The organism is Haliovirga abyssi (genome assembly GCF_030295325.1).
GTDB lineage: Bacteria > Fusobacteriota > Fusobacteriia > Fusobacteriales > Haliovirgaceae > Haliovirga > Haliovirga abyssi.
Genome location: NZ_AP027059.1, coordinates 2280508 through 2307409, shown reverse-complemented (window position 1 = coordinate 2307409; position 26902 = coordinate 2280508). Strand labels below are relative to the sequence as shown.

Here is a 26902-nt window from a genome sequence, read left to right as displayed (position 1 = left end):
ATGAAATTTTAAAATAAAAGTGCTATAATTAAATGATAAAATAATAGAATATAAAGGAGACTATTGAAAAATGAAGGGAATTATTTTAGCTGGAGGCAGCGGTACTCGCCTATATCCAGTTACTAAAGCAATATCAAAACAAATAACACCTATTTACGATAAACCAATGATATATTATCCTTTATCTGTGCTAATGCTTGCAGGGATAAAGGATATTTTAATTATATCTACTCCTAGAGATTTACCTGTATTTGAGGAATTATTAGGTAGTGGAGAAGATTTTGGAGTACATTTTGAATATAAAGTACAAGAACATCCGAATGGTCTTGCAGAAGCATTTTTAATTGGAGAAAAGTTCATTGGTAATGATGCTTGTGCATTAGTACTTGGAGATAATATATTTTATGGACATGGGCTTACAGGAATGGTAAGAGAAGCAGCTAAAAGAGAAAAAGGTGCTACTATATTTGGATATCCTGTAAAAAATCCAAAATCTTTTGGAGTAGTAGAATTTGATGAAAACGGAAAAGCTATTTCATTAGAAGAAAAACCAGAAAATCCAAAATCAAATTTTGCAATACCAGGATTATATTTTTATGATAATACAGTAGTAGAAAAAGCAAAACAAGTAAAACCAAGTGTAAGAGGAGAATTAGAAATAACAACTCTTAATGAAATGTATTTAAAAGAAGAAACATTAAATGTAATAAGCTTTGGACGTGGAATGGCATGGCTAGATACGGGAACACATGACGGATTATTAGATGCAGCAAACTTTGTAAGTACAGTACAGAAAAGGCAAGGAGTAATGGTAGCTTGTCCAGAAGAGATAGCATATAATAATGGATGGATAAGTAAAGAAAAAGTAGAGGAATTAGCTGAATCGCTAATGAAGACGCATTATGGGAAGTATTTAATGGAGTTGGTAAAGTAGATGCGTTAAATTTTAAAAATAGGGAAATGAAATATAAAAGATTCAACGCAGAGTCGCAGAGATATCGGAGGAACGCAGAGGAAGGCAAGAAAAAGATTTTGAAAACCATTTAAAGAGGAAAACAAGATATATATATAATTATGGCAAAGGAAAAAGAAAGAAAAGAAGAGTCAAAGGTGTGACAAGAATGAAAGAAGTGAAACTTCTTTCTAAAATCTTGAGTATAAAATGAAGTTACCAAGAAGTTTGATATTGGAAAAGATAGTAAAATACTATTCAAAGGAGCGATGAGCGAACTTTGAACCTAAAATTGATAACAAGAAAGAGGGAAAACTTTGAGTAAATGCTGTTGAAAAGATGGTAGTAGGTCTACCGAAATCGCTTTACAGGAGGAGGTTTCAAACCGCCCTACGGTGCTGTATTCTAAGGGATATGGTGTTGAACGGTTAGGGAAAAGGCATACAAAAGTATGTCAGGTAAGAATTAAAGAGTTGAACGGAAGTGAACCCACCGATGAGGTATCGAAACTTTTGAGATTATGTCAAAACCATTCTCACCTTTGTATGAATGGGATAAACTTAGCGAACACCTGTTTATTGGCTAAGTGGCATACGGTATATAGGGGGCAAGACTTTAATTTAGGCTTTTCAATGGAACTTGTGAACCAGATAGGAAATGCTAAGTGAAAAGATACAAGTGGAGACCCCACGAGGTCGAAAGTAGCGATGATTCTATCTGGGGCGGATTAGTTCGTAGTAGTGAAGAAGTTATTGTAATGATAATGGAGCGAAGGGGCTAACATATTCAAATATAATAATGGAGTCAATCGCAAGAGAGGAACGAAAGGACGATATTAAAATTCGTGAGAATTTAAGGATATGAAGATCCGTATGATGCGAGAGTATCAAGTACGGTTCCGTGAGAGGTTCGAGGTGAAATTCCTCTTACCTACTTGACATAAAAGTAAAGATAAAATATAAAAGATTCAACGCAGAGTCGCGGAGATATCAGAGGAACGCAGAGGAAGGGAAAAAATAAAGGATATAAGAGTAGAGTTAATGAAAAAGGTTTTCTCTGATTCCTCTGGAGCGTCAAGCTAAATCTGTATTATCTAGTTGGTGAAAGTCCAACCTACCTAATTTATGCCATTTCAGGTAGAAGCAGATATAGCATAAATAATGGCGACATTATTTATGAAGCCTATAGAAGCAGGTATCTAAGCCGTAAGGTAACAGTTGGTCAGCCTCTCGGAGTGGGTGAAACCTGCCACCAGCTTTGGAAAATAAATGGCAAAACAAAGCGGAACTGTCGGGGTTAAAAGGAATGGCGTGGATATAAAAGGATAATATGGGAACTTGAGAGGTCTTGTTAATTAAGGATAGCTACCTAAACAATATATTATAACGAATAATTTGGAAAGATATATTGGAATAACAAGAAGTCGGAGATGTTCATAGTAGTGATGATACCTGAGACAACATAACTCAGGAGAAGCGAAGGAACATTGCTATAGAAAAAACTTTAGAAGGAAGGAGTATTTGCAAATTGGAAAATAACCTAGAAAAGCAACCTATTTCAAGTAGCGTGCTACAGCGAGATGAGAAAAGAATACGAGACTTTCAGAAGAAGATATATCAAAAAGCCAAACAAGAGAAGGAATATAGATTCTACATATTGTATGATAAAATAATGTCAAAGAGATTTCTATATGAAGCCTATATAAGAGTGAAACAGAAAAAAGGAAGTCCTGGAATAGATGGAGAAACATTTGAAATAATAGAGTCTAAAGGAATAAATGAATTTATAGACGAACTGCATAATGACCTAAAAAGAAAGAGCTATATACCATCACCAGTATTAAGAGTAAATATACCTAAATGGAATGGAAAGACTAGACCACTGGGAATACCAACGATAAGAGATAGAGTAGTACAAATGTCTTGTAAAATAGTAATAGAGCCAATATTTGAAGCAGATTTTGAAGGGAGTTCATATGGAGTTAGACCAAAGAGAGGAGCTTCTGGAGCAATAAAAGAGATAAGAAAGAATATAAAAGAAGGAAAGCAGGAGATATTGGATGCAGACCTAAGTTCATATTTTGATACAATACCACACACAAAATTGATGAAATTAGTAGGAAGACGAATAAGTGATAAACACGTTTTAAGACTAATAAAGAAATTTTTAAAAGCTCCTGTAAAAGATGAAGATAATAATTTAAGTGGAGGTAAGAAAAACAAAGTAGGAACCCCACAAGGAGGAGTAATATCGCCATTATTAGCAAATATATATTTAGATATGTTAGATAAAATGGTAAAAGTGTTGGAACAGTTTAAGAATTATGGAATAAAAATAGTAAGATATGCAGATGACTTTGTATTAATGGGGAAGAAAATACCAGAGGATGTAACAAAGGAATTAAAAGAAATACTGGAGAAGATGGAGTTAAAATTAAATACAGATAAAACGCACAAAGTGAATATAAGAGATGAAAGTTTTGATTTTTTAGGATTTACATTTAGAAGAGATAAAAGTTTATACAATTCACAAGAAAAATATTTAAATATAGTGCCGAGTAAAAAATCAGAAAAGAAAATCAGAGAAAAAATAGATGAGTATTTGAAAAACAATGGCCATTTACCGCCAGAAATAGTATCGATAGATATAAATATGAAGGTAAGAGGCTGGATAAATTATCATACAATAGAAGGGATAAGTTACCCCAATAAAGCAAAGAGAAATCTAAGGTGGTACTTATTTCAAAAGTTAAGTAGATACTATAAAAGGAAAAGTCAGAGGGCAAGCAAGCTCTATAGCAAAGGAGCATATAAAATATTAGTGAATAAATATGGACTAATAGAACCAACAGCTTATTAATGACAACTTGTGAATGCTTGAGATGAAATCTATAGGAAAGCCGTATGAGGGAAAACCTCACGTACGGTTTGATGAGGACTGTCTGGTAATTGTTATCAGTTACCAGCTTTTACTCTACTGGCTCTGCGTTGAAAGTTTTAAAAGATTTTATTTTTAATTACAAGTGGAGGTTTTTATGAATAAATTTAAAAAAATAGAAACAGGGATAGATGGATTAGTAATAATTGAATCTACAATATTTGGAGATAGTAGAGGTTTTTTTATGGAAAGTTATAGTAAAAGAGATTTTGAAGAAATAGGTTTAACAATGGAATTTGTACAGGATAATCATTCTAAATCTAAAAAAGGAGTATTGAGAGGATTACATTTTCAGACAAAACATACACAAGGGAAATTAGTAAGAGTAATAGCAGGAAGTGTATTAGATGTAGCAGTAGACTTAAGAAGAGATAGTGAAACATTTGGGAAATGGGATAGTGTATTATTAACAGCAGGAAATAAAAGGATGTTTTATGTACCAGAGGGATTCGCTCATGGATTTATAACATTAGAAGATAATACAGAATTTCAATATAAATGTACAGATTATTATGCACCGGAATATGATAGTGGAATAGTATGGAATGATAAAGAGGTAGGAATAGATTGGGAATTAGAGAAGTATGGAATAAAAGAAGAAGAACTAAGTTTGTCAGAAAAAGATATGAAATTACAAACATTTAGAGAGTTTGTTGAAAGTGGAGTAGAATTTTAGCCACGAATATTTATAAATAGGACACGAATAAAGGAAAGAAATATAAAAAAATATAAAATAATAGTAAAATTAAACTAGCTTATAAGTTGGCAATTATATTAAAAAGTATAAACAGATGGGGTGTAATTTATGGAAAATAAAGATATAAGATGGATTCAAAGATTTTCTAATTTCAAAAGAGCTTTTGAACAATTAAAAGATGCAGTAGAGTTAACAAAAAAAAGAGAATTATCAAATTTAGAAAAACAAGGTTTAATTCAAGCTTTTGAATATACACACGAATTATCTTGGAAAGTTCTTAAAGATTTTTTAGAATCAAAAGGAAATCAAAATATTTATGGTTCAAGGGATGCTGTAAAAGAAGCTTTTAAATTTAATTTAGGAACGTTTAAAAAATAATGTTCTCATATTTTGTTATAAAAATGCTTAAAATATTGCGTATTTTATAACAAAATGGGAATGTTATTTTTAAGCCATTCCTTAATAGAAAATGGAGAAGTTTGGATGCAGATGATAAAAAGTAGAAATTTAAGCAGTCACACTTATGATGAAACTAGAGCAGATGATATTGTTGAAGTAATAAAATCTAGTTATTTTAATGAATTCAATTTGTTTTTAAATAAAATGACAGAATTAGAAAGAGAAGAATAGGAGCAATTATGAAGTATGGATTAAGAGAAAAAATTATAGAAGAGTTATTTGAAATATTTCAAGAAAATGATAAAATAAAAGAAGTCATACTTTTTGGATCAAGAGCAAAAGGAAATTTTAAAAATGGATCAGATATTGATTTAGCAATAAAAGGAAAAAATTTAAATTTAGTTGATTTAAATAAACTATTATTAAAAATAGATGAATTAGATCTACCTTACGAAATAGATATTATAATTTATGATAAAATAAAAAATATAGATTTATTAGAACATATTGATAGAGTTGGAATTGCCTTGTATAAATATAAAAAATAGATAAAAAAATAGTATTGATTCACACAAATAAAAAATGAAAAGAAGAATAGCAGGAACAGGATATATAGACTTACCATGAAAAGTAATTCAGATAATTTTAGAGCTTCGGCAATACAAGGGATAATGAAGAGAATAAAGGCTAAAGGAATAGAAGTTGTTGTTTATGAGCCAGCATTAAAGAAAAATGAATTTTTTTATTCAAAAGTAATAAAAGAATTAGAAGAATTTAAAAAAATATCAGATGTGATAGTTGTAAATAGAATGAATGAAGAATTAAAGGATGTAGAAGGGAAAGTTTATACTCGAGATTTGTATTTTAGAGATTAGAAAATATGAATATAAGATAAAAAGGAAAAGATTCAGCACGAAGAAAGAAGAACACAAAGGGGTCACAAAGAAAAGATAAAGATAAAAAAAATATTTCTTAGTGTATCTTAGAGAGCTTAGAGTCTTAGTGGGGAAAAATTAAAGAATATTGAATTAAAAAGATAAAAAATTATCAATATATATTTTTTAAATTATCAATTTTTTTAAAAGGGTGGCGAAAAGAGATGAGGAAGAGAATACCATATGGTATAAGTAATTTTGAAAAATTAGTAAAAGAAGATTATTATTTTGTGGACAAAACAAAATATATAGAGCTATTAGAAAATATGAATGAACCTTATTTGATATTTTTAAGGCCAAGAAGATTTGGGAAGAGTCTATTAATATCAATATTAGAGAATTATTATGATATAAATAATAAGGATAAAGAGGATTTGTTTAGAGATTTATATATAGGGGAAAATCCAACAAGATTAAAGAATAGCTATTATATATTAAAATTTAGTTTTTCAGGAATAGATACACGAGATGAAAAGAGTACGGAGATAGGATTTGTAGAAAATGTAAAAGATGGTATAATAAAATTTTGTAATAAATATAAAGTAAAACATAAAATAGAAGGAGGAAAATCAGCAGAAATATTAAAAAGATTTTTAACAGATATGGAGGATATATTAGATAAAAAAATATATTTGTTGATAGATGAATATGATCATTTTGCAAACGAAATATTAGGATTTAATTATAACTTTTTTTCAGAAGCAGTAAGTAAAAATGGATTTGTAAGGAAATTTTATGAAGAGATAAAAGATAGAACAGCCTCAGGAATAGTGGATAGAATATTTATAACAGGAGTAACGCCAATAACATTAGATAGTTTAACAAGTGGCTTTAATATAGCGACAAATATAACAGTAGAATCAGAATTTAATAATATGTTAGGTTTCACAAAAAGTGAGGTAAAGAAATTATTTGAAGATATTTTACCAGAATATGATATAGAGCAAAATATGGAGAAATTAAAAAATTATTATGATGGATATAAATTTAATAGAAAAGCTAAAGAATATATATACAACAGTACAATGATAATGTATTATGTGAGTAATTATCAAAGAAAAGGAGAAGAAGAAGAGTTAGTAGATTCCAATGTAGTGAGCGATTATAAAAAGATGGCGAATTTATTTAGAATTGGAGGAGAGCTAACAGAAGATAGAAGAAAAGTGCTAGAAAAACTTATAAATGGTGAGGAGCAATCTTTAAATTTAACAAGAGTATATAATTTAAGTGGTAAATTTAATATAGAAGATTTTAAATCATTATTATTTTATATGGGATTTTTATCAATAAGCAAAGTTGATATATTAGGCAGGATATATGTAAAAGTACCAAATTATGTTATAAAAGAACTATATTTTGAATATTTTCAAGAGCTAATAAATGAGAGCTTAGGATATGAGATAGAATATAATGATATAGAGGATGCAATAGTAGAAATAGGATTAGATGGAAAGATAGATAAATTAACAAAATTAACAGAAGAAGTATTACTTAAATTATCCAATAGAGATTTTATAAAATTTGATGAGAAGTATATAAAGATAATAATGCTAATGTTTTTATATAGAAGTAATATATATTATGTAAAGACAGAAGAAGAGGTAGAAAAGGGATATATAGATATAATATTGAAAAAAGGTGTAATGGGAAAACCGAGATATTATGGGATAATAGAATTAAAATATATAAAGAAAAGTGATTATGAAAAATATGGAGATAAATTAATAGAAGAGAAGTTAGGAGAAGGAAAAGAGCAATTAAAAAAATATGAAGAAAGTGAAGAGGTAAAACAATTAGAGGAATTGGGGAAAGTTAAGAAGTGGATAGTTGTATTTGTAGGATGGGAGTGTAAGAGGATAGAAGATATTTAGATTAAAGATAAATAATAAAGAAAAAGATTCAGCACGAAGAAAAGAGAACGCGAAAGGGGCACAAGTGAACCCAATAAAGAGGTATTGAAAATTCTGAGACCATGTCAAAATCATTTTTACTTGTGTATGAATGGGATAAACTTAGCGGACACCTTCAAATATAATAATGGTGTTAATCTGTTTTTATCCCGTGGTTTCAAAAAGGGCTTTCCTTTGTGTTCTTCTTTCTTTGTGCTGAAATTATTTTTTCTACAAAAACTTAACACTATCCATATTTTATACTTGAAAAAATAAAAAATTACATAATTTTTTAATATGAGAAATATGTCCGAATTGAATCTATTGCGAAACTAAAGTCATTTTATTTTTCAGGTGTTAGATTAACATAAATTACATTATCCACAAAATTTTAAGAGAAAAAGTTCAAAAATAAACCGCGGCAGACAAAAAAATAATCGAAATTAAGTTGACAAACGTAAAAGTGTGTGGTATAACTTAAATATCAACGCTAAGAAACAGTTTGAAAATAATTTATTTTAAAACTATTTCTAAGAAAGGAACTACATATGAGCAATAAATTCTACGAGGTAATTCAGGACAATCCAATTATTGCAGCAATAAAAAATCAAAATATGTTAGAAGACGTTTTGAAATCTCCTGTAGAAATTATATTTTTATTAAATGGAGAATTGTTCACTCTTAAAGAAACTGTAAAAAAAATAAAAGATGCAAAAAAACTTGTATATGTCCATATTGATTTAATTGATGGTTTATCAAAAAGTGTAGCAGCTTTAAAATATATAAAAGATGAGATAAATCCAGATGGAATAATTACAACAAAAAGTAGTTTGATAAAAGCTGCAAAAGATTTAGGCTTTTTTACAATTCAACGTTTTTTTATAGTTGATTCATTATCATTAAAAAAAAGTTATGAAATAATAAAAAATGTAAAACCGAATGCAATTGAGATGCTTCCAGGGATAATACCTAGTGTAGTAAAGCAGGTTGCAAAAAATACAAATACACCACTTATTACAGGTGGACTTGTTAATACAAAAGAAGATATAGTAGAAAATTTAAAAAGTGGAGCAGATGGAGTTTCTACAACAAATAAAGAACTTTGGTATATGTGAAAATTAAATAATGGCGAGAGATGAAGAGAGCCACATAAAAAACCTAATTAATAGGTGTTTTTTATGTGGTATTTTTTTGTATAAATTTATTGGATGGAACTGTAAAAATTAAAATAATTTTAAAATTTTTGTAGAAAAAATAATTTCAGAACAAAGATGAAACGAACATAAAGTTGCGCAAAGAAAAAAATTGAACATAAAAAAGGGAGGATTTTAGTAATGGGAAAAAAATATGTGGTATCTTTAGATGCAGGGACAACAAGTTCGAGAGCAATTGTTTTTAATAAAGCTGGGGAAATAGTTAGTGTGGCACAAAGAGAATTTGAACAAATATATCCAAATGCAGGTTGGGTAGAACATAATCCTATGGAAATATGGGCAACTCAAAAAAGTGTAATGGTAGAAGCAATAGAAAAAGCTGGAATTTCTGCAGAAGAGATAGCATCTATTGGAATAACAAATCAAAGAGAAACAACAGTTGTTTGGGATAAAAATACAGGGAAACCAATATATAATGCAATAGTTTGGCAATGTAGAAGAACTGCAAGTATTGTAGAAGAATTAAAAGAGAGAGATGGAGTAGAAGAATATATAAGAGAAAACACAGGGCTTGTTTTAGATGCATATTTTTCTGGAACAAAGATAAAATGGATATTAGATAATGTAGAAGGGGCAAGAGCAAAAGCTGAAAATGGAGAGCTATTATTTGGTACAATTGATACATGGCTTATTTGGAATTTGACAAATGGAAAAGTGCATGTAACTGATTATTCAAATGCTTCAAGGACATTAATATATAACATAAAAGAATTAAAATGGGATGAAAAAATGTTAAAAGAATTGAATATTCCTAAATCAATGCTTCCTGAAGTAAAACAATCAAGTGAAATTTATGGATATGCAAATTTAGGTGGAAGCGGAGGAGTAAGAATTCCAATAGCTGGAATAGCAGGAGATCAACAAGCAGCACTTTTCGGACAAGCTTGTTATGAAAAAGGAATGGTAAAAAATACATATGGAACAGGATGTTTTGTATTAATGAATACTGGGGAAAAGATGATTAATTCTAAAAATGGATTACTTACAACAATTGCTTGGGGAGTAGATGGAAAAGTTGAATATGCATTAGAAGGTAGTGTATTTATGGGTGGAGCAACAATACAATGGTTAAGAGATGAAATGCAAATGATAAATGATGCTGCAGATAGTGAATATTTTGCAAAAAAAGTAAAAGATTCAAATGGTGTATATTTAGTACCTGCATTTGTAGGATTAGGAGCACCATATTGGGATATGTATGCTAGAGGAACAATAGTTGGATTAACAAGAGGAGCAAATAAAAACCATATAATAAGAGCTGCATTAGAGTCAATTGCATATCAATCAAGAGATGTAATAGAAGCTATGGAAGAAGATTCTGGAATAGAATTAAAAGGAATGAGAGTTGATGGAGGAGCAGTTGCTAATAATTTGTTAATGCAATTTCAATCTGATATATTAGGAACATCAATAGAAAAACCTGAAATAACAGAAACAACAGCATTAGGAGCTGCATATTTAGCAGGACTTGCTGTAGGATTTTGGACAAGTAAAGAGGAGATAGCTAAAAAATGGAAAATGGATAAAAAGTTTGTAAATGAAATCACAGAAGAGAGAAAAGAAGAACTGTATGAAACTTGGAAAAAAGCTGTTAAGAGATCAGAGGGATGGGAAGCATAAGAGCTGGATAGAGAATGTTTAAAAAAGAGAGGGGCAATTCGTGAATTGCCCTTACGATATAAATTATATCTTAGTATAATTTATGGCATGTAGGGGCGAACCTATGTGTTCGCCCTTGTACAAAAAGATGAAATTGTTAAAAATAATGATAGTTAATGAATAGATTAGATTAGAATAGTGAAGAAGATTAAATAATTAACGACAAGAGAGATTAGAGAGTCGTCAAAGAATGATTTGTTTTGTAATGCAATTTTTTTGAAAACTTACATTGCATATCAAAGATTCTTTGATGGACTCTTTTTGTGTAATAATATGATTTTCTTAAGATGTAGGCTGACTTCTGTGTAAGTTCTGATATTGGGAATTTAAAATAAGGGTGAACACATAGGTTCGCTCCTACAGTGAATGAATTAAAATAAAAACATTTTATTTACTAGGAAAGCGTAAATTTATTCAGAAAATCATATGAGTATATAAAAAATAAATTACAGGATACATTAAAAAAATAAATTTGTCAAAATTGTTTGAAAAAATTTGTATATACAGTTATGTTTTTTAAACAGATGACTTGTTAATTTTTTTAAAGTTCCTAGATAGGAGGAGTTAAAAATGTATGATGTAGTGATAATAGGAGCAGGAATAATAGGAACTTCAATAGGGAGGGAGCTTTCGAAATACAAATTAAAAACACTGATTATTGAAAAGGAATCAGACGTTGCAAATGGCACAACTAAAGCAAATAGTGCAATAATTCATGCAGGATATGATGCAAGACCTAATAGTTTGATGGCTAAATTTAACACTTTGGGGAATCCTATGTTTGATAAATTATGTGAAGAATTAGATGTACCATTTAAAAGAGTAGGCTCTTTTGTATTGGCTTTTTCAAAAGATGAGATGCCTGCAATAGGAGAACTATATGAAAGAGGAATAAAAAATAATATTCCTAAAATGCAAATATTAACAGGAAAAGAGATAAGAAAAATGGAACCAAATATCAGCAAGGATGTAGTTGGGGGACTATATGCAGAAACTGCAGGAATAGTTGGTCCGTGGGAACTGGCAATTGCTCTTTCTGAAAATGCAATAAAAAATGGAGTAGAATTAAAGCTAAATAACGAAGTGAAAAGTATAATAAAAATAGAAAATGGGTATGAAATTACTACTGATAAAGGCAGATATAAAACAAAATATATAATAAATGCAAGTGGAGTATATGCAGATAAAATTAATAATATGGTGGCTTCTCCAGCTTTTAGTATAAATCCAAGAAGAGGGCAATATTTCATTATGGATAAAAATTTTGGGAATAAAGTTAATAAAGTTTTATTTCAATGCCCTAATAATATGGGGAAAGGTGTATTGGTAGCTCCAACGGTTCATGGAAATGTTATAGTGGGGCCAAATGCAGAAGATTATATGGAAAGAGATGATGTAGAAACAACAAGAGATGGATTAAATTACGTTTGGGAAACAGCTAAAAAAACTATTCCTGAATTACCATTTAGAGAAGTGATAACAAATTTCTCAGGATTACGTGCAGAGTCAAGTACGAAGGATTTTGTAATTGAAGAATCTAAAGATGCAAAAGGATTTATAAATGTGGCTGGAATAAAATCTCCTGGATTGTCTTCTGCACCTGCAATAGCAGAATATGTGGTTGAATTATTAAAAGATATAAATGGTGGATTAGAAGAGAATAAAAATTTTATAGCAAATAGAAAACAGATTATATTTATGGATTTGAGTGACGAAGAAAAGGCAGTTCTGATAAAAAAAGATAATAAATATGGGAAAATAATATGTAGATGTGAAAATATAACTGAAGGAGAAATAGTTGCAGCGATAAAAGCTGGGGCAGATACAGTTGATGGAGTGAAGAAGAGATGTAGGCCAGGAATGGGAAGGTGTCAAGGAGGATTTTGTGGACCTAGAGTTCAGGAAATTTTAGCAAGAGAAAAGAAAAAAGATATGAAAGATATAGTGAAAGATAATCCTAAATCGTATGTTTTGATAGGGAGAACAAAAGGGAAGGAGGCAGAATAAATGAAAGAATATGATATAGTAGTAGTGGGGGGCGGACCAGCAGGATTAGCAGCTGCAATTGAAGCAAAGAAAAATGGTGCTGAAAATATATTGGTAATAGAAAGAGATAAAGAACTTGGTGGAATATTACAACAATGTATTCATAATGGTTTTGGATTACATATTTTTAAAACTGAATTAACAGGGCCTGAATATGCAGAGAGATTTACAGAAGAATTAAAAAGTATGAAGATAGAATATAAATTAGATAGTATGGTTCTGGATATTTCACAAGATAAAATTGTGAGTTTCATAAATAGTGAAGATGGATTCAGTAGAGCAAAAAGTAAAGCTATAATTTTAGCAATGGGATGCAGAGAAAGAACAAGAGGGGCAATTGCAATACCTGGATTTAGACCAGCGGGAGTTTTTACAGCTGGAGCAGCTCAAAGGTTTATAAATATGGAAGGGTATATGGTAGGGAAAAAAGTTGTGATTTTAGGCTCAGGAGATATAGGGCTTATAATGGCTAGGCGAATGAGTTTGGAAGGGGCAAAAGTGGAGCTAGTGGCAGAATTAATGCCATTTTCAGGAGGACTTACAAGAAATATAGTACAATGCTTAGATGATTATGATATACCATTAATGTTAAGTCATACAATATTGGAGATAAAAGGAAAAGATAGAGTTGAAGGGGTAGTGGTAGCTAAAGTAGATGAAAATATGAAACCTATAAAAGGAACAGAAAAACTTTATGAATGTGATACTTTGCTTCTTTCTGTAGGATTAATTCCAGAAAATGAACTTTCTAGAAATGCAGGATTAGAGATAGATATAAAAACATCAGGACCAGTAGTGAATGAATCTATGGAAACTTCACTTGAAGGAGTTTTTGCTTGTGGGAATGTAGTGCATGTGCATGATTTGGTGGATTTTGTAACGGAAGAAAGTAGGAGAGCTGGAAAAAATGCAGCTAAATATATTCAAAATAGATTAAAAAAAGATGTAAATCAAATAAAAACAAAATCTGGAGAAGGGATAGGCTATATAGTGCCGCATAAAATTAGAGTGGAAAATGTAGAGGATAAATTAGAACTATTTATGAGAGTTAGAAAAGTATATAAAGATAAAGAGTTGGTAATTAGATATGGAAATGAAGAGATAAAAAGAATAAAAAAAAGACATTTAGCTCCTGGTGAAATGGAGAAAATAAGCTTGCCAATTGGGTACCTTACAAAAGAAAAATTTAGAGAATTAAGTGTGTCTGTAGAATAGAATTTGTCGCTAATGTGGGGCTAACCTATGTGTTGGCTCAATATTGAAACAGACAAAGTCGAATAAAGATAAATATTAGAAAATGTTAGGAGGTATAAAATGAAAAGGGAATTGATATGTATTACTTGTCCAATGGGGTGTAGATTAACAATAGAAAGTGATAAAACTGCAGAAAAAGGATATAAAGTAACAGGAAATAGTTGTAAAAGAGGAGAGGATTATGCAATAAAAGAAGTTACAAATCCTACAAGAGTTATCACCTCAACTGTTAAAATAAAAGGAGGAATATTAGAAAGAATACCTGTGAAAACAGATGGCGGGATCCCTAAAGATTTCAATTATAAATGTATGGATATAATAAATGAAATAGAATTAGAAGCTCCTGTAAAAGTGGGAGATGTAGTTTATGCAGATGTGCTGGGAACTGGAGTAAATATAGTTGCGACAAGGAGCATGGAAAGAGTTTGATTTAGAAGTTTAGGGTATATATTTTGGAGAGGCGATCTTATGGATCGTCTTTTTGTGGTTGTGGTTGATTTAAAAGTTCATAATTTAGTTAGATCTAAAATTAAGGTATAATTGAATAGAGTTTTAGAACTGTATCTTATCTTCCAATTACGCTACCTATATTTTTTTAATTACTAGGAAAATATAAATTTATTCATAAAATAAGCTACGCCGTTTTTTTTGAAATATGTGATTTTTCAAAGTAAAATTTTTCAAAAGCCAAAAATTTAGAAAAAAATTATGCTTTACAAGGTGAAGCGTAGCTTATTTTTTTTAATAATGATATTTACAAGATATAATTATTATCTCATATTCCAACATTTCATATACTAATCTATTTTTTTTATCAATTCTTCTAGACCAGTAACCAGATAAGTTGCTTTTTAAAGGCTCTGGTTTTCCTATTCCTGAAAATGGATTACGAATGGTATCTTTTATTAAATCATTAATTCTTTTTAAAGTTTTTTTATCTTCTTTTTGCCACAGAGTATAATCCTTCCAAGCGTTTTCTGTAAAACTTATTCGCATAGTTCTAGCTCTTCAACTGTTTTTGAAACAGTTCTTCCTTCTTTAGCTTGTTCGATAGATTCTAACAAATGCTTGGAATTGTTAGGATTGGCAAGTAAATAGTTTGTAGTCATTAAAGAGTTGTAATCTTCAATAGACATAATTACAATATTTTTCATTTTTTTTCTAGTTATTATCATAGTTTCGTGATTTTCATAAGCGTTGTCCATATAGCTTTTCATATTGGCTCTAAAATCTGAATAGTTTATAGCTTCCATTATAATCGCCTCCTTTAAGGTACAATATATTGTACCTTAAAAATACTGTTTTGTCAAATTCCCTTCATATATTTCACTTATATCCTCGCCTCAAAATGCCCTAAAAAACGTTTAAAAAATAAATTTTTCATATTTTGATCTAAAAAAGCTTAAAGAACATTTAAAAATATTTTGTTATATTTTGATCTAAAAAAGCTTAAATCGTTGCGTATTTTAAAACAAAATAATAAGGTCGTTTTTAATCTGTTCCTAAAGAACTTCTTCTAATAGTTCTAATAAATACAATAAGCTTTCCTCTTCTGTTGTTTTATGTTCCGTTTTTCCCACCTCCTTTCGTATTAGATTTTAATTTTCTATTTACTTCATGAAAGCATATTTTGAGTTTCTGTTATTAATTCGTGTAAGTTCTTCTGCAAAATCATTATCTCCATTAAAAATAGCTGCTTTAATTATTTTTTTCATCTCTTTATCATCTACGAAGTTAATTTTGCTTAATAAAAATTTAGATATTTTAATGTTTGAATTATAAACTGCATAATAAATTGCGCTATTTCCTTTATTATCAATTTTTTTAATAGAGGCTCCTCTTTTTATGAGAGTTTGAACAACTTTAAAATATCCTTTTTTAGCTGCAATAATAAGAGGAGTTTCTCCATTTTTATCTGGAGAATCAATATCTTTTTGAAATAATAAAAGATAATTTAAAATTTCTTCATAATCTGAATATAGAGCTAACTCTAAAATATCCCTTCCTTGTTTGTCTCTATAATTTAACTTACCGCCTTTCTCTATTAAATACTTAAATATTTCGGTTCTTCTGCTTAAAAATGCAATAGTTGTCATATTTTGCCCGCTTTTATTTGTTAAATTTGCATCAGAACTATTTTTTATTAAGTTTTTTACTATATTTATATTATTGTTATTTATAGAGATTTCAATTATATCTCCTTTGGTAAAATTTTCTGCATTTGATATATAGCTGAAAGATAAAAAGAATAATAATAAAAAAACTGTTTTAAACATATTAACCACCTCCTATATATATTTTCGTCAAAAAATGTATATAATGTGTGATTAAAGACACTTTCAAGTAAAAAAAAATTCCTAAAAAAGCAGTGTTATTGTCCTAGTGCGGTATTTTTATTTTAGGGAGTAGTATATGTTAGAAAGCTTTTTATAGTTCAGAGTGTACTATGGGTAAAAAAGTGCTCAAAATGGGTTGATTTTTTGCTCGAAAGGTGGTACTATATTTAGTACTAAGATTAACTGGAAGTGAAAATTAATTTTACATAGGAACAGCTTAAAAGTAATATATCTATTTTGTTTTAAAATATGCAATGATTTAAGCGTTTTTTTAACAAAATATGAAAGACTTATTTTTTAAATGTTCTTTAACGTTTATTTTCTTGTTTTGATGAGAAAGGAGGAGCAGAAAAATTTTTTTAAAATTCTAAGAAAACCTTTTCACTGAATTAGGGTATAAAAATTAGAATTGTTTCGAAAAAGAAAATCAAACGATCAAAATTATTAATTTCACTGTGTTTTATTAGAAAATAGAATAGTTTTTTAATCTGTTTTCTAAAATTTACAAAAGTTTTACTTTAATTTTATATTAAATTAAAGTGGTTGTGTTACAATTAAAAAAAACAAAAAGGAGGTAATGCCATATTAACAATTAATATATGGCAGAAAAAAACTATGAAAAAATATTATTTGGTATTAATGTTTATGTTAAGTTTTGGTGCAGTATTTGCATTTGATATTTCTGGAAGTTCATTAGATTACAGTGCAAAGGTTTCTAGTAATGATAATTATTCAGAAAAAGATGGAGAGGGTGTTTTAAAGTTAAATTTTGACAATTTATCATTAAAATATTCTGCTGATATTTTGAATAATTCAAGCAAAACAGATACAACAATGGAAGTTATATATGAAAAAGCTTTAAATAATAGAGTTAAATTTGGAGTTGATGCAACACTTGATACTGCAAATGGATTTGAATTTAAATTAGATGATGATTCTGAAAAAACTTATTTGGAATTTGGGATGAATAAAAGTATGTTATTAGCAATTTATCCATTTAATTTTGGTTCAACAGTAGGAAGTGAATTTAAAACAGAAGATATTACAAAAGTGTATTATATTTCTGGAAGACCTACTTACATAAATGGAAATGCTAATGGAATAGAATTAGGAAGCAAAACTATACCAGGGGTTGTTTTAAATTATAGAATGAATAAAATGATGAATCTATATATTGGAGCAGGAGCTGTAGAATATGATACACCTGGAGATGAAGGGTTTGATTTGACAGAAGCTACAAAAGCATATTCTTGGGGAAAAAGAGTAGCAGTTGCATATAAAGCTGGATTCAAATATGACAATGAAGTATCAGTTTTAAGTGTTGATGTTGTTGGCCAAGATGATAGTGAAAAAGATGGTGCACTATTAAAATATGCAGCAGCAGCAAATTTAAGTTTAGAACCAGGAAATTTAATTATAAATTCTGAACTGGTTTATACACAAGCAGGAGAAAAACCTTATTATGCACAAAAGAATAAAATATCTTCTGAATATGGATATGAACCATATTACAAACAAAACTGGGTAGATAAAGGGGATTTTGCAGCAATGTTAAAAGTGGGATATGAAGTAACTAGAGGTCTTGTACCTTATGTTTCTGGACAATATTTAGGAGAAAATTTTATCTATGACGGAGAAAATTCTGCAAATAGATTAAGAGCTGCAAATAGATTAAGAACAGTAGAAGAGTTTGATGCAGGATTTAATGATTCAAAGTCACATGGAGGACTTACTGTTGTTAAAGCAGGTGTAAAATATAATTATTTGAATGCTACAATTACACCATTCTATGAATATAAAATGGCTAAAAATGCAGTATTTTCACCTGAAAATGATTTGACAGCAAAAAAAGATAGAAGAGTTCAAGATTTGAAAAAAACATGTAGTACATTTGGACTTAATATTAAATATAAATTTTAGGGGGTTATAATAATTATGAATAAGAAATTAATAAGTATATTATTTATAGCATTTACTGTATTTATAAATGCTGAAGATTTTACTGAGAAAAATTTTGAAAATGAATCTGTAGTGGCTGTAAATTGGGTTCAAACATCAGGAGAATATAAAGCACTTGCATATCAAGCGTTTAATGTAGCAAAAGAATCTTTTTTAGAAATAAAAAAGAGTTATAAAGGTGGAAAAAAATTAGCAGTAGTTGTGGATTTAGATGAAACTATGATTGATAATTCTGCTTATGCAGCTTGGAGAATTTTAAAAGGAAAAGGTTTTAGTTCGAGCACTTGGGACGAATGGGTGAATTCAAAAGATGCTAAAGCAACTTCAGGAGCTGTAGAATTTTCAAAATTTGTTAATTCTCACGGTGGAGAAATGTTTTATATCTCTAATAGATCAGAAAATGAATTAAAAGACACTATGAAAAATTTAAAAAAATTACATTTTTCAAAAGTAAATAAAGATCATATATTATTAAAAGAAAAAAGTTCTGATAAGACAAAAAGAAGAACAGAAGTAATTGACAATGGATATGATATAGTAATGTATGTAGGAGATCAATTAACAGATTTTAGTAATGAAATATATGGCAGATCAAATGATTATAGAAACAGTTTTGTAGATAAAAATGAATATAAATTTGGAAAAAATTGGATATCTATTCCAAATCCTACATATGGAGATTTTGAAGGAAAAGGAATAAGTTTTGAATATTATACAAAAATGATAGGAACAGCAACTTCAGAAAAAGAGAAATCTGAAATGAGATTATCAAGATTAAAAATATGGGATGGAGAATAAGGAGGGAATTATGAAGAAAATATCACTTTTAATGGCAATTTTAGGAATAGGTTTTATTATGAATGTAGCTGAAATAGAGGCTGCTCCTAACAAAGCTAATATAGGGCAGCAATCATCACTTGCATTACTTTGGATGCAAGATGGAGCGGAATACAAAAGTTTGGTTCATCAAGCATTTAACATAGCTGAAAAAAGAGTTAGAGAAGACAAAATGATAAAAAAAGTGTTTGTAAGGGTAGATGAAGTTTTATTAGATAATACTCCTTATTTTGCTTGGCTTTTGAAAAGCAATGAAAAGGATACTATTGAAAATAGAAATAGATGGTATAGCTCTTTAGATGCTGAAGCAGTAGATGGAGCAGTAGAATTTATAAATTATTTAAATAAAAATAATGTAGAAGTAAAATTGATAACAAGTAGAGATAGAAATGTTTATGATGTTACTATTAGAAATATGAATAAAGCTGGATTTAAAGCTCTTACTCTTAATAATTTAATATCAGAATCTGATTTTGATTCATATGTAAAAAATGGTGGAAAATATACAGCTATTGTTACAAATGATTTAAATGATTTTAGCAGTAAGATAGATGGAAAAAATTATAGAGAAAGAAAAGCTTTTGCAGATAATCAAAAAAATGATTTTGGAAAAAAATGGGTAATAATACCAAATGTTTTATATGGAGATTTTGAGACATCTCTTTCAAAAGGATATGATAATTTAGATAACAATAAAAAAGCTAATGTAAAAATAGAAACATTAAATGAATGGAATGGAACAAGAGAATTTGATAGAAATATTTTTAATTTTTAGGAGGATATAATGAAAAATTTAAAAAAAAGATATAATTTATTATTATCTATAACTTTTATAATAATAATGTTTTTATCTGTTTCTTGTGCTAAGACATCTACTTTAGATATATCAAATAGAAGTAATAATAAAGAAGCAATCATAGTATTGGAAAAGGCACAACAGAATATTGAAGAATATTTAGTTGAATTAGATAGTGGAGCACTTGGAAAACATTTAACATTAAATGACAGAGAAAAATTAAGAGGCAGTTTACAAAATATTTCAACAGAATATAAAAAAATGATAATAAGTGGAATATTAGATGGCGAAAAAATAAAAGAGATTAATGCAATATTAAATGAAGAGGCTTTGGAAATTCCTAGAGATACCAAAGAGCAGTTATTTGTAAAAGAGATGGCAAAAGAATCAATTACTTGTTATGAAAAAGTAACTGGAGAAGTATGGGGTTCTTGGGATTATTCAGAATCTTTTGTAGAGGATGGGTATACAGATAGAGGATGGAATCTTGTAGCAGAAGCAGGAACTGTTAATTGGCAATATGATAGTCATGGAGCTAAAATGAGTGCCTATAAATCAGGAGAAAGTTCAAATATTGCTTGGATGATAAGTCCTGAGTTAGTAATAGGGGAATTAAGTGTTATGAATTTTGAATCAGCACAAGCTTACCCTAAAGAAGGAACAGAATTAAAAGTTTTAATTTCAGAAAATTATTCTGGAAATGTTGGAACTGCAACATGGACAGAACTAACAATACCTCATTTAGCTACAAAAGCAGATGGAAAGTGGAGTTATGTGGATTCTGAAGATGTATCTCTTTCGGCATATGAAGGTAAAAAAGTACATATAGGATTTAAATATATTGGAAGTAATACTCTTTCTACAGCATTTGAAATAAAGAATTTGAAAATAAAAAATAGCTCTGTAGTTTCAGGTACTGTTTCAAAAAAAGTAAGTGATCCAATATTTACTCCTGCTGCAGGTACATATACAACAAAGCAAGCAATAACATTATCATCAGATACAGATGGAGCTACAATATATTATACATTAGATGGAACTACACCTAGTTCGGCATCTACGAAATACACTGGAGCTTTTAATATAACAGTAACAACAACAGTAAAATCAATTGCAATAAAAGATAGCGTAGAAAGTGCAGTAATAACAGCAAATTATATAATAAAAACAGATAGTGGAAGTAGTGATTATTACGCGAGCATAGGAGCAGACATAACAGGTTCTGCTCTAAAAGCAGAACTTAACGATATTATAGATAATCAAACAGAATTAACATATAGTGAGGTATATGATGCTTTAGTTGTAACAGATAGAGATCCTAATAATGCAAATAATGTAATAGAAATTTATACAGGAAAATCTATTGATGGACCTAAAGAATATGATGGTGGAAAGGGCTGGAATAGGGAACATGTATGGGCAAAATCACATGGAGATTTTGGAACTACGAAGGGACCAGGAACAGATCTTCATCATATAAGGGTTGCTGATGTTTCAGTTAATTCTGCTAGAGGAAATAAGGAATTTGACATTGGAGGAACACCAAATTCTGAAGCAACAGAATGTAAAAGCGATTCTGATTCTTGGGAACCAAGAGATGAGGTAAAAGGGGATATAGCTAGAATGTTATTTTATATGGCAGTTAGATATGAAGGAGAGCATGGAGAACCTGATTTGAAATTGTCAGAGGATATAAATGATGATCCTAAAGCTCCAACTCATGGGAAATTATCTGTTTTGTTAGAATGGAATAAAAATGATCCAGTAAGTGAAACAGAGATAAGAAGAAATAATATTATAGATAAAGATTATCAACACAATAGAAATCCTTTTATAGATCACCCAGAATATGCAAATCGTATTTGGGGAAATTAAAAGAATAGTTCCTTTGCAATAATTAAAGAACGGAAAAAATAAGAATATAATTTTTAGAAAGTTTTTAGAGAAAAAAGCAGAGGAGAAAGGAGAACAAAAAAATAATGAATAAAAAAATAAGCAGAAAAAAAACAATTAAGAAGAAATATATTTTAACTGCATTGATAGCTATATTTTTATTTACTGCCTGTGAAAAAGATATAACAAACAGAAAAATAGATGAATCATATAATACAATAAATGTTAGTTTAGATAATCAAAAAAAATTAGAAAGATCAACAGAAGCAGCAAATCTAATTACTACAGCAGTAAAAGAAGAATTAGATGTAGATGTAGTGCTTTATCCTACTGAAAACTTAAATCTTAGTGATAAAAATTTGAAAATTAACCTTTTAAAAACAGATATAACAGATAAAATAAACATGACTGTAGATCAATTAAAAAGTGTGTATTCTACAGATGCAAATAAGGATAATATTTTATTAATGTATATAAAAGGCTCTGATTTGAAAAAGTTTATATTACAAAGAGCAACGGAGAATTATGGAATTGATGTACAGACAGCAGGATTAGATTATAACATAATTTTTAAAGGTGGAAGAGTAGAAGAAGCTACAATGAGCATAAATGGAAAAGAAGTTGAAGACAGCAAAGAGTATAAAATAGCATTTATGCTATATGCGTATGGTAATAATCCAGATTCAGGTCTTATGATAAATTTCCCTGGATATTATTATAAAAACAGCTTTAATTATAAAGATGTAATATCTACAGATTATAAAGCAACAGATCTTTTGATTAAATATATTACAGATTTAAAAGGATATAAAGATTTTTCAGTAGTTAGAGATAGTGTAAAAAATTTATCTAAGCCTGAATTAGACTATATTATTCCAATATATACAATACAAGGGGATAAATTTGTATCAGATTATACAGGAAAAGTAGTAAAAACAAGAGGGGTAATAACAGCAACAGTAAATGATGATTATAATAGAATGCATGGATTTTATTTACAAGATGAAACTGGAGATGGAAATGATTATACCTCAGATGCAATTTATGTAAATACAACGGCAGAAATAATGTCATCACCAAAAATTGCAGTAGGAGAAAAAATAGAGATAGAAGGAACAGTGTATGAAGAGTTTTCTAATAATAATATATCTAGAACAACTTTAAGAGATATAAAAATAGAAAATGTAAAATCTCTTGGAAAAGGAGTAATGCCAAAATCAGTTCTGCTTGGTGGAACTGGAAATAGAAAAATACCAAATAATCAAATAACTACAATAAAAGGTGATATAAATAATAATGTAAAAATTAATCTTGAAGAAGGATTAGGATTTTGGGAAAGTTTAGAAGGGATGAAAGTTAAAGTCCTTTCTCCAATTGTTACAGGAAGTTCAGGAGGTTTTGAAGATAAATATGTACATAAAAGTTATATAAATTTATTTGTAAGACCAAAAGGAGTATCAGGAACTGAACAAGTAACACCTGTAGGCGGGTTGATCATAGATGTGGATAAAAATGATTATAATCCAGAAATAATTAGAATTGTGGATAATGAGTTTAAAAGTCCAGATGGAACATTTTATGGAAAATATGATTCGAAAAATGGATTTAAAGGTGGAGAAAAAATATTTAATGTAGGAGATAGATTAGCAGATTTAGAAGGAATAGCAAGTTTTGCATTAAATGATTTTGGAAGTGGAGAATATGTATTTTATCCAATGTCAAAAGTGGATAATTTAGAAAGCAATAGAAGCGATATAACACCTATTTCAGACAGATATACTACATCTTTGGTGGGAGATGCAGATCATATTACTGTAGGTACTTATAATGTAGAAAATCTAGGTGGAGAAGTAAGAAGTGGAAAAGCTGGATATTCTAGTAAATGGGATGATATTGGAGAAGTTATAGCTAAAAATATGAAAGCACCAGATATACTTGTAATTAATGAAGTACAAGATAATGATGGAAATCAAAATTCATCAGTTACAGATGCAACAGTAACGTTAGAAAAAATAATATCTGGAATAGAAAAAGCAGGAGGACCAACTGATTATAAGATTATAAATATAAATCCAATAGCTTATGCTGATGGTGGAGAACCTGGTGGAAATATAAGACCTGCAACAATTTATAGAAGTACAAGAGTTGAATTTGATAGAAGAGGAAATGCAGGAGCAAAAGATCATGTAGGATTAGATGAAAATGGAGATTTAAAATATAATCCTGGTAGAGTATATCCAAATACTCCAATATTTGAAGGAACTAGAAAATCAGTTGCTATGGAATTTAAATTTAAAGGTAAAAAAATAATTGTAATAGGGAATCATCTTAATTCAAAAGGTGGAGACACTTCCATGTGGGGTGGAACTCAACCAGTGAAATTTTATACTGAGATAAAAAGAGTAAAACTTGCTAAAATAGTAAACGGATTTTCAAAAGAGATATTGGGGAAAAATCCAAATGCAAATCTACTTTTAATTGGAGATTTTAATGAATTTTATGCAAGTGCACCAATGAGAGTATTAGAAGGGAAAGAGTTTATTAATTTAATAGATACAAAAATTCCTTATAATAAACGTTATACCTATAATTATTCTGGGAATTCTCAAGCTATAGATCATGTATTTATATCAAAAGAATTGCAAAAAGAGTCTCCAGAAGTAGACATAATATATGTAAATACAGATTATATGGGAAAAATATCAGATCACAATCCAGTAGTATCAAGATATAAGTTTTAATTATGATATGAGTTGCGAGCCATAGCTAGTTATGGTAAAAAATATCAACTCTTAATTTGTTGCAGGTGGTTCTTTAATCGTAATTAGGATTCTTTGTTGCCTGTGGAGAATTGGATGATTAAAGAGTACCTGTAATGTAAATATCTAAAAAGTACCAATGTAATGTTATATTGTATTGTTGAGATATAGCATAATCATAATGTAAAGAGAATTTAATGTTGGGAAATGAAGAGAGAACTATAATACAGAGCTTATGTGGGGCAATTCGTGAATTGCCCTTACAGGTATAGAGAGATAGAATGATTATAATTGAAACACATTTTCTACATTGACAGCTATTTTTATTAAACCATAATAACATAACTTCAAAGGGGGAAAAACAATGAAAAGATGGATGTATGCTTTACTTTTAAGTGTTTTAATTTTTGGTGGATGTATTAATAATGAAGATAAAAAATTTACGGGGAATGAACTCAATTCAGCAGCGAAAATATCGAATGAAACTCAAAGAGCAAGTTCGTCTAATTCAGACCTGTTTTTTTCAGGATATGTAGAGTGTGCTGGAGGAAATAATAAAGCTTTAGGAATATATAATCCAACAGGGAATAAGATTTCTCTTGTAAATAATTACTTTATGATGAAATTATCCAATCCAACAATTGGAGATACTTGGACATCTAACAATGCAACTGTTTATAAATTTGAAGTAGGAAAAGTTATTAGTCCAAAAGATGTATTTGTAGTATATAATGCAGGAGCAGATGATGCAAATATACTAGGAACAGGGGATATGACAAGCGCAATTACAAGTTATAATGGAAATGATGATTTAGCATTAGTAAAAGATGAAAATAATGATGGAGTATATGAAGTAGGGATAGACACAATATTAGATGTAATAGGAAAAATGGATGGAACAAATTGGGGAAAAGATATAACATTAGAAAGGAAAGCAACAGTTACTTCAGGGAATGCAATATTTGATTTGAACGAATGGAATAGTTTGCCAACAAACACATTTGACCATATAGGGTTATTTGCAGGAAGTGAAGTGAATTCAGCTTCGGACCTGTTTTTTTCAGGATATGTAGAGTGTGCTGGAGGAAATAATAAAGCTTTAGGAATATATAATCCAACAGGAAGTGATATATCTCTTGTAAATAATTACTTTATGATGAAATTATCCAATCCAACAATTGGAGATACTTGGACATCTAGCAATGCAACTGTTTATAAATTTGAAGTAGGAAAAGTTATTAGTCCAAAAGATGTATTTGTAGTATATAATGCAGGAGCAGATGACGCAAATATACTAGGGGCAGGGGATATGGTAAGCCCAATTACAGGTTTCAATGGGAATGATGATCTAGCATTAGTGAAAGATGAAAATAATAATGGAACATACGAAGCAGGAATAGATATAATATTAGATGTAATAGGAAAAATGGATGGAACAAATTGGGGTAAAGATATAACGCTAGAAAGAAAAGCAACAGTTACTTCAGGAAATGTAACATTTGATTTGAACGAATGGAATAGTTTACCAACAAACACATTTGATCATATAGGGTTATTTGCAGGAAGTGAAGTTATTTCTCCAGATAATGGATCAGGAAATGTAGTTATTCCGACAGATACCGGATGCGGAAATTATTATGATAGTATTGGAACAGAAACTGGTTCTGCTTTAAAATCAAAATTAAATGATCTAATAGACAATCAAACAGAGTTATCATATTCGCAAGCATATAATGCGTTAATTGTGACAGATAGGGATCCGAATAATTCAAATAATGTAATAGAAATTTATACTGGAAGATCAGTTAATGGACCTAAAAAGTATGATGGTGGAAAGGGTTGGAATAGGGAACATGTATGGGCAAAAACACATGGAGATTTTGGAACTAAAATGGGACCAGGAACAGATCTTCATCATATAAGAGTGGCTGATGTTTCAGTTAATTCTGACAGAGGCAGTAAAGAGTTTGACAATGGAGGAACTCCAAATTCTGAAGCAACAGAATGTAATAGTGATTCTGATTCTTGGGAACCAAGAGATGAAGTGAAAGGGGATATAGCTAGAATGTTATTTTATATGGCAGTTAGATATGAAGGTGAGCATGGAGAACCTGATTTGAAAATGTCAGAAGATATAAATGATTATTCTAAAGCTCCAACTATTGGAAAATTATCTGTATTGTTAGAATGGAATAGAGAAGATCCAGTAAGTGAAACAGAAATAAGGAGAAATAATATTATAGATAAGGATTATCAACATAATAGAAATCCTTTTATAGACCATCCAGAATATGCAGAACGTATTTGGGGGAATTAAGGAAAGTTTAAAAAATAAGTTTC

Annotated in this window: 20 protein-coding genes and 1 pseudogene; 18 read left to right on the top strand and 3 right to left on the bottom strand. The window is 29.3% G+C overall.

The genetic code is table 11. The features are described 5' to 3' along the window. Window positions 1–70 precede the first annotated feature (70 nt). From rfbA to RDY08_RS09960, 12 genes and pseudogenes are all read left to right on the top strand, one after another. Entirely contained in the window at window positions 71–934 is an 864-nt protein-coding gene (gene rfbA / locus RDY08_RS10020; RefSeq protein WP_307904294.1) for a glucose-1-phosphate thymidylyltransferase RfbA, read from the top strand. A 1689-nt stretch (window positions 935–2623) separates the two neighbouring features. Further along, window positions 2624–3811: a group II intron reverse transcriptase/maturase gene (gene ltrA / locus RDY08_RS10015; protein WP_307904293.1), complete on the top strand. Its 1188-nt coding sequence runs from the start codon at window positions 2624–2626 to the stop codon at window positions 3809–3811. Between the two features lie 175 nt (window positions 3812–3986). Continuing rightward, window positions 3987–4565 carry a dTDP-4-dehydrorhamnose 3,5-epimerase gene (gene rfbC, locus RDY08_RS10010; protein ID WP_307904292.1) on the top strand — a complete coding sequence of 193 codons (579 nt, stop codon included), beginning with the start codon at window positions 3987–3989 and terminating at the stop codon, window positions 4563–4565. Between the two features lie 129 nt (window positions 4566–4694). After that, window positions 4695–5216 (top strand): annotated as a pseudogene (locus RDY08_RS11665) (nucleotidyltransferase substrate binding protein). A gap of 8 nt (window positions 5217–5224) precedes the next feature. Beyond that, window positions 5225–5533, top strand: coding sequence for a nucleotidyltransferase domain-containing protein (locus tag RDY08_RS09995; protein WP_307904289.1), 309 nt, complete (start codon window positions 5225–5227; stop codon window positions 5531–5533). Window positions 5534–5560: 27 nt separating this feature from the next. Further along, entirely contained in the window at window positions 5561–5860 is a 300-nt protein-coding gene (locus tag RDY08_RS09990; protein WP_372339426.1) for a UDP binding domain-containing protein, read from the top strand. 224 nt (window positions 5861–6084) lie between these two features. After that, window positions 6085–7791: an AAA family ATPase gene (locus RDY08_RS09985; RefSeq protein WP_307904288.1), complete on the top strand. Its 1707-nt coding sequence runs from the start codon at window positions 6085–6087 to the stop codon at window positions 7789–7791. A gap of 566 nt (window positions 7792–8357) precedes the next feature. After that, on the top strand, window positions 8358–8924 hold the full coding sequence (locus RDY08_RS09980; RefSeq protein WP_307904287.1) for a glycerol-3-phosphate responsive antiterminator: 567 nt from the start codon (window positions 8358–8360) through the stop codon (window positions 8922–8924). A 219-nt stretch (window positions 8925–9143) separates the two neighbouring features. Continuing rightward, a complete protein-coding gene (glpK, locus tag RDY08_RS09975) occupies window positions 9144–10643 on the top strand; it encodes a glycerol kinase GlpK (protein ID WP_307904286.1) in 1500 nt (499 codons plus the stop codon). A 609-nt stretch (window positions 10644–11252) separates the two neighbouring features. After that, a complete protein-coding gene (locus RDY08_RS09970) occupies window positions 11253–12689 on the top strand; it encodes an NAD(P)/FAD-dependent oxidoreductase (protein ID WP_307904284.1) in 1437 nt (478 codons plus the stop codon). After that, on the top strand, window positions 12690–13943 hold the full coding sequence (locus RDY08_RS09965; protein ID WP_307904283.1) for an NAD(P)/FAD-dependent oxidoreductase: 1254 nt from the start codon (window positions 12690–12692) through the stop codon (window positions 13941–13943). A gap of 99 nt (window positions 13944–14042) precedes the next feature. Next, window positions 14043–14411 carry a DUF1667 domain-containing protein gene (locus RDY08_RS09960; RefSeq protein ID WP_307904281.1) on the top strand — a complete coding sequence of 123 codons (369 nt, stop codon included), beginning with the start codon at window positions 14043–14045 and terminating at the stop codon, window positions 14409–14411. 312 nt (window positions 14412–14723) lie between these two features. Here RDY08_RS09960 and RDY08_RS09955 read toward each other — a convergent pair whose 3' ends face one another. The 3 genes from RDY08_RS09955 to RDY08_RS09945 form a co-directional block, all read right to left on the bottom strand. Beyond that, window positions 14724–14978: a Txe/YoeB family addiction module toxin gene (locus tag RDY08_RS09955; protein WP_307904280.1), complete on the bottom strand. Its 255-nt coding sequence runs from the start codon at window positions 14976–14978 to the stop codon at window positions 14724–14726. Continuing rightward, window positions 14969–15235, bottom strand: coding sequence for a type II toxin-antitoxin system Phd/YefM family antitoxin (locus RDY08_RS09950; protein WP_307904279.1), 267 nt, complete (start codon window positions 15233–15235; stop codon window positions 14969–14971). Before RDY08_RS09950 ends, RDY08_RS09955 begins: the two co-directional genes overlap by 10 nt. Before the next feature lie 357 nt (window positions 15236–15592). Further along, window positions 15593–16258, bottom strand: coding sequence for an ankyrin repeat domain-containing protein (locus RDY08_RS09945; RefSeq protein WP_307904278.1), 666 nt, complete (start codon window positions 16256–16258; stop codon window positions 15593–15595). Between the two features lie 675 nt (window positions 16259–16933). On the opposite strand from RDY08_RS09945, the gene RDY08_RS09940 reads away from it, so the two are divergent. From RDY08_RS09940 to RDY08_RS09915, 6 genes are all read left to right on the top strand, one after another. Continuing rightward, window positions 16934–18238: a hypothetical protein gene (locus RDY08_RS09940; protein ID WP_307904277.1), complete on the top strand. Its 1305-nt coding sequence runs from the start codon at window positions 16934–16936 to the stop codon at window positions 18236–18238. Window positions 18239–18253: 15 nt separating this feature from the next. After that, a complete protein-coding gene (locus RDY08_RS09935; RefSeq protein ID WP_307904276.1) occupies window positions 18254–19075 on the top strand; it encodes a 5'-nucleotidase, lipoprotein e(P4) family in 822 nt (273 codons plus the stop codon). Window positions 19076–19085: 10 nt separating this feature from the next. Further along, window positions 19086–19889, top strand: coding sequence for an HAD family acid phosphatase (locus RDY08_RS09930; RefSeq protein WP_307904275.1), 804 nt, complete (start codon window positions 19086–19088; stop codon window positions 19887–19889). 9 nt (window positions 19890–19898) lie between these two features. Then, complete coding sequence (locus tag RDY08_RS09925) at window positions 19899–21785, top strand: endonuclease (RefSeq protein WP_307904274.1); 1887 nt, start codon at window positions 19899–19901, stop codon at window positions 21783–21785. A gap of 104 nt (window positions 21786–21889) precedes the next feature. Further along, window positions 21890–24544, top strand: a complete 2655-nt coding sequence (locus tag RDY08_RS09920; protein WP_307904273.1) for a DUF8508 domain-containing protein — start codon at window positions 21890–21892, stop codon at window positions 24542–24544. 382 nt (window positions 24545–24926) lie between these two features. Beyond that, window positions 24927–26879: an endonuclease gene (locus tag RDY08_RS09915; protein WP_307904272.1), complete on the top strand. Its 1953-nt coding sequence runs from the start codon at window positions 24927–24929 to the stop codon at window positions 26877–26879. Window positions 26880–26902: the final 23 nt, after the last annotated feature.

What these genes read in the sequence shown, in the direction of transcription:
- RDY08_RS09930 (WP_307904275.1), top strand. Translation starts at nt 19,086, where the DNA reads ATGAAGAAAATATCACTTTTAATGGCAATTTTAGGAATAGGTTTTATT.
- glpK (WP_307904286.1), top strand. Translation starts at nt 9,144, where the DNA reads ATGGGAAAAAAATATGTGGTATCTTTAGATGCAGGGACAACAAGTTCG.
- RDY08_RS09980 (WP_307904287.1), top strand. Translation starts at nt 8,358, where the DNA reads ATGAGCAATAAATTCTACGAGGTAATTCAGGACAATCCAATTATTGCA.
- rfbA (WP_307904294.1), top strand. Translation starts at nt 71, where the DNA reads ATGAAGGGAATTATTTTAGCTGGAGGCAGCGGTACTCGCCTATATCCA.
- RDY08_RS09945 (WP_307904278.1), bottom strand. Translation starts at nt 16,258, where the DNA reads ATGTTTAAAACAGTTTTTTTATTATTATTCTTTTTATCTTTCAGCTAT.
- RDY08_RS09940 (WP_307904277.1), top strand. Translation starts at nt 16,934, where the DNA reads ATGAAAAAATATTATTTGGTATTAATGTTTATGTTAAGTTTTGGTGCA.
- RDY08_RS09950 (WP_307904279.1), bottom strand. Translation starts at nt 15,235, where the DNA reads ATGGAAGCTATAAACTATTCAGATTTTAGAGCCAATATGAAAAGCTAT.
- RDY08_RS09920 (WP_307904273.1), top strand. Translation starts at nt 21,890, where the DNA reads ATGAATAAAAAAATAAGCAGAAAAAAAACAATTAAGAAGAAATATATT.
- ltrA (WP_307904293.1), top strand. Translation starts at nt 2,624, where the DNA reads ATGTCAAAGAGATTTCTATATGAAGCCTATATAAGAGTGAAACAGAAA.
- RDY08_RS09915 (WP_307904272.1), top strand. Translation starts at nt 24,927, where the DNA reads ATGAAAAGATGGATGTATGCTTTACTTTTAAGTGTTTTAATTTTTGGT.
- RDY08_RS09960 (WP_307904281.1), top strand. Translation starts at nt 14,043, where the DNA reads ATGAAAAGGGAATTGATATGTATTACTTGTCCAATGGGGTGTAGATTA.
- RDY08_RS09995 (WP_307904289.1), top strand. Translation starts at nt 5,225, where the DNA reads ATGAAGTATGGATTAAGAGAAAAAATTATAGAAGAGTTATTTGAAATA.
- RDY08_RS09985 (WP_307904288.1), top strand. Translation starts at nt 6,085, where the DNA reads ATGAGGAAGAGAATACCATATGGTATAAGTAATTTTGAAAAATTAGTA.
- RDY08_RS09925 (WP_307904274.1), top strand. Translation starts at nt 19,899, where the DNA reads ATGAAAAATTTAAAAAAAAGATATAATTTATTATTATCTATAACTTTT.
- RDY08_RS09935 (WP_307904276.1), top strand. Translation starts at nt 18,254, where the DNA reads ATGAATAAGAAATTAATAAGTATATTATTTATAGCATTTACTGTATTT.
- RDY08_RS09970 (WP_307904284.1), top strand. Translation starts at nt 11,253, where the DNA reads ATGTATGATGTAGTGATAATAGGAGCAGGAATAATAGGAACTTCAATA.
- rfbC (WP_307904292.1), top strand. Translation starts at nt 3,987, where the DNA reads ATGAATAAATTTAAAAAAATAGAAACAGGGATAGATGGATTAGTAATA.
- RDY08_RS09955 (WP_307904280.1), bottom strand. Translation starts at nt 14,978, where the DNA reads ATGCGAATAAGTTTTACAGAAAACGCTTGGAAGGATTATACTCTGTGG.
- RDY08_RS09965 (WP_307904283.1), top strand. Translation starts at nt 12,690, where the DNA reads ATGAAAGAATATGATATAGTAGTAGTGGGGGGCGGACCAGCAGGATTA.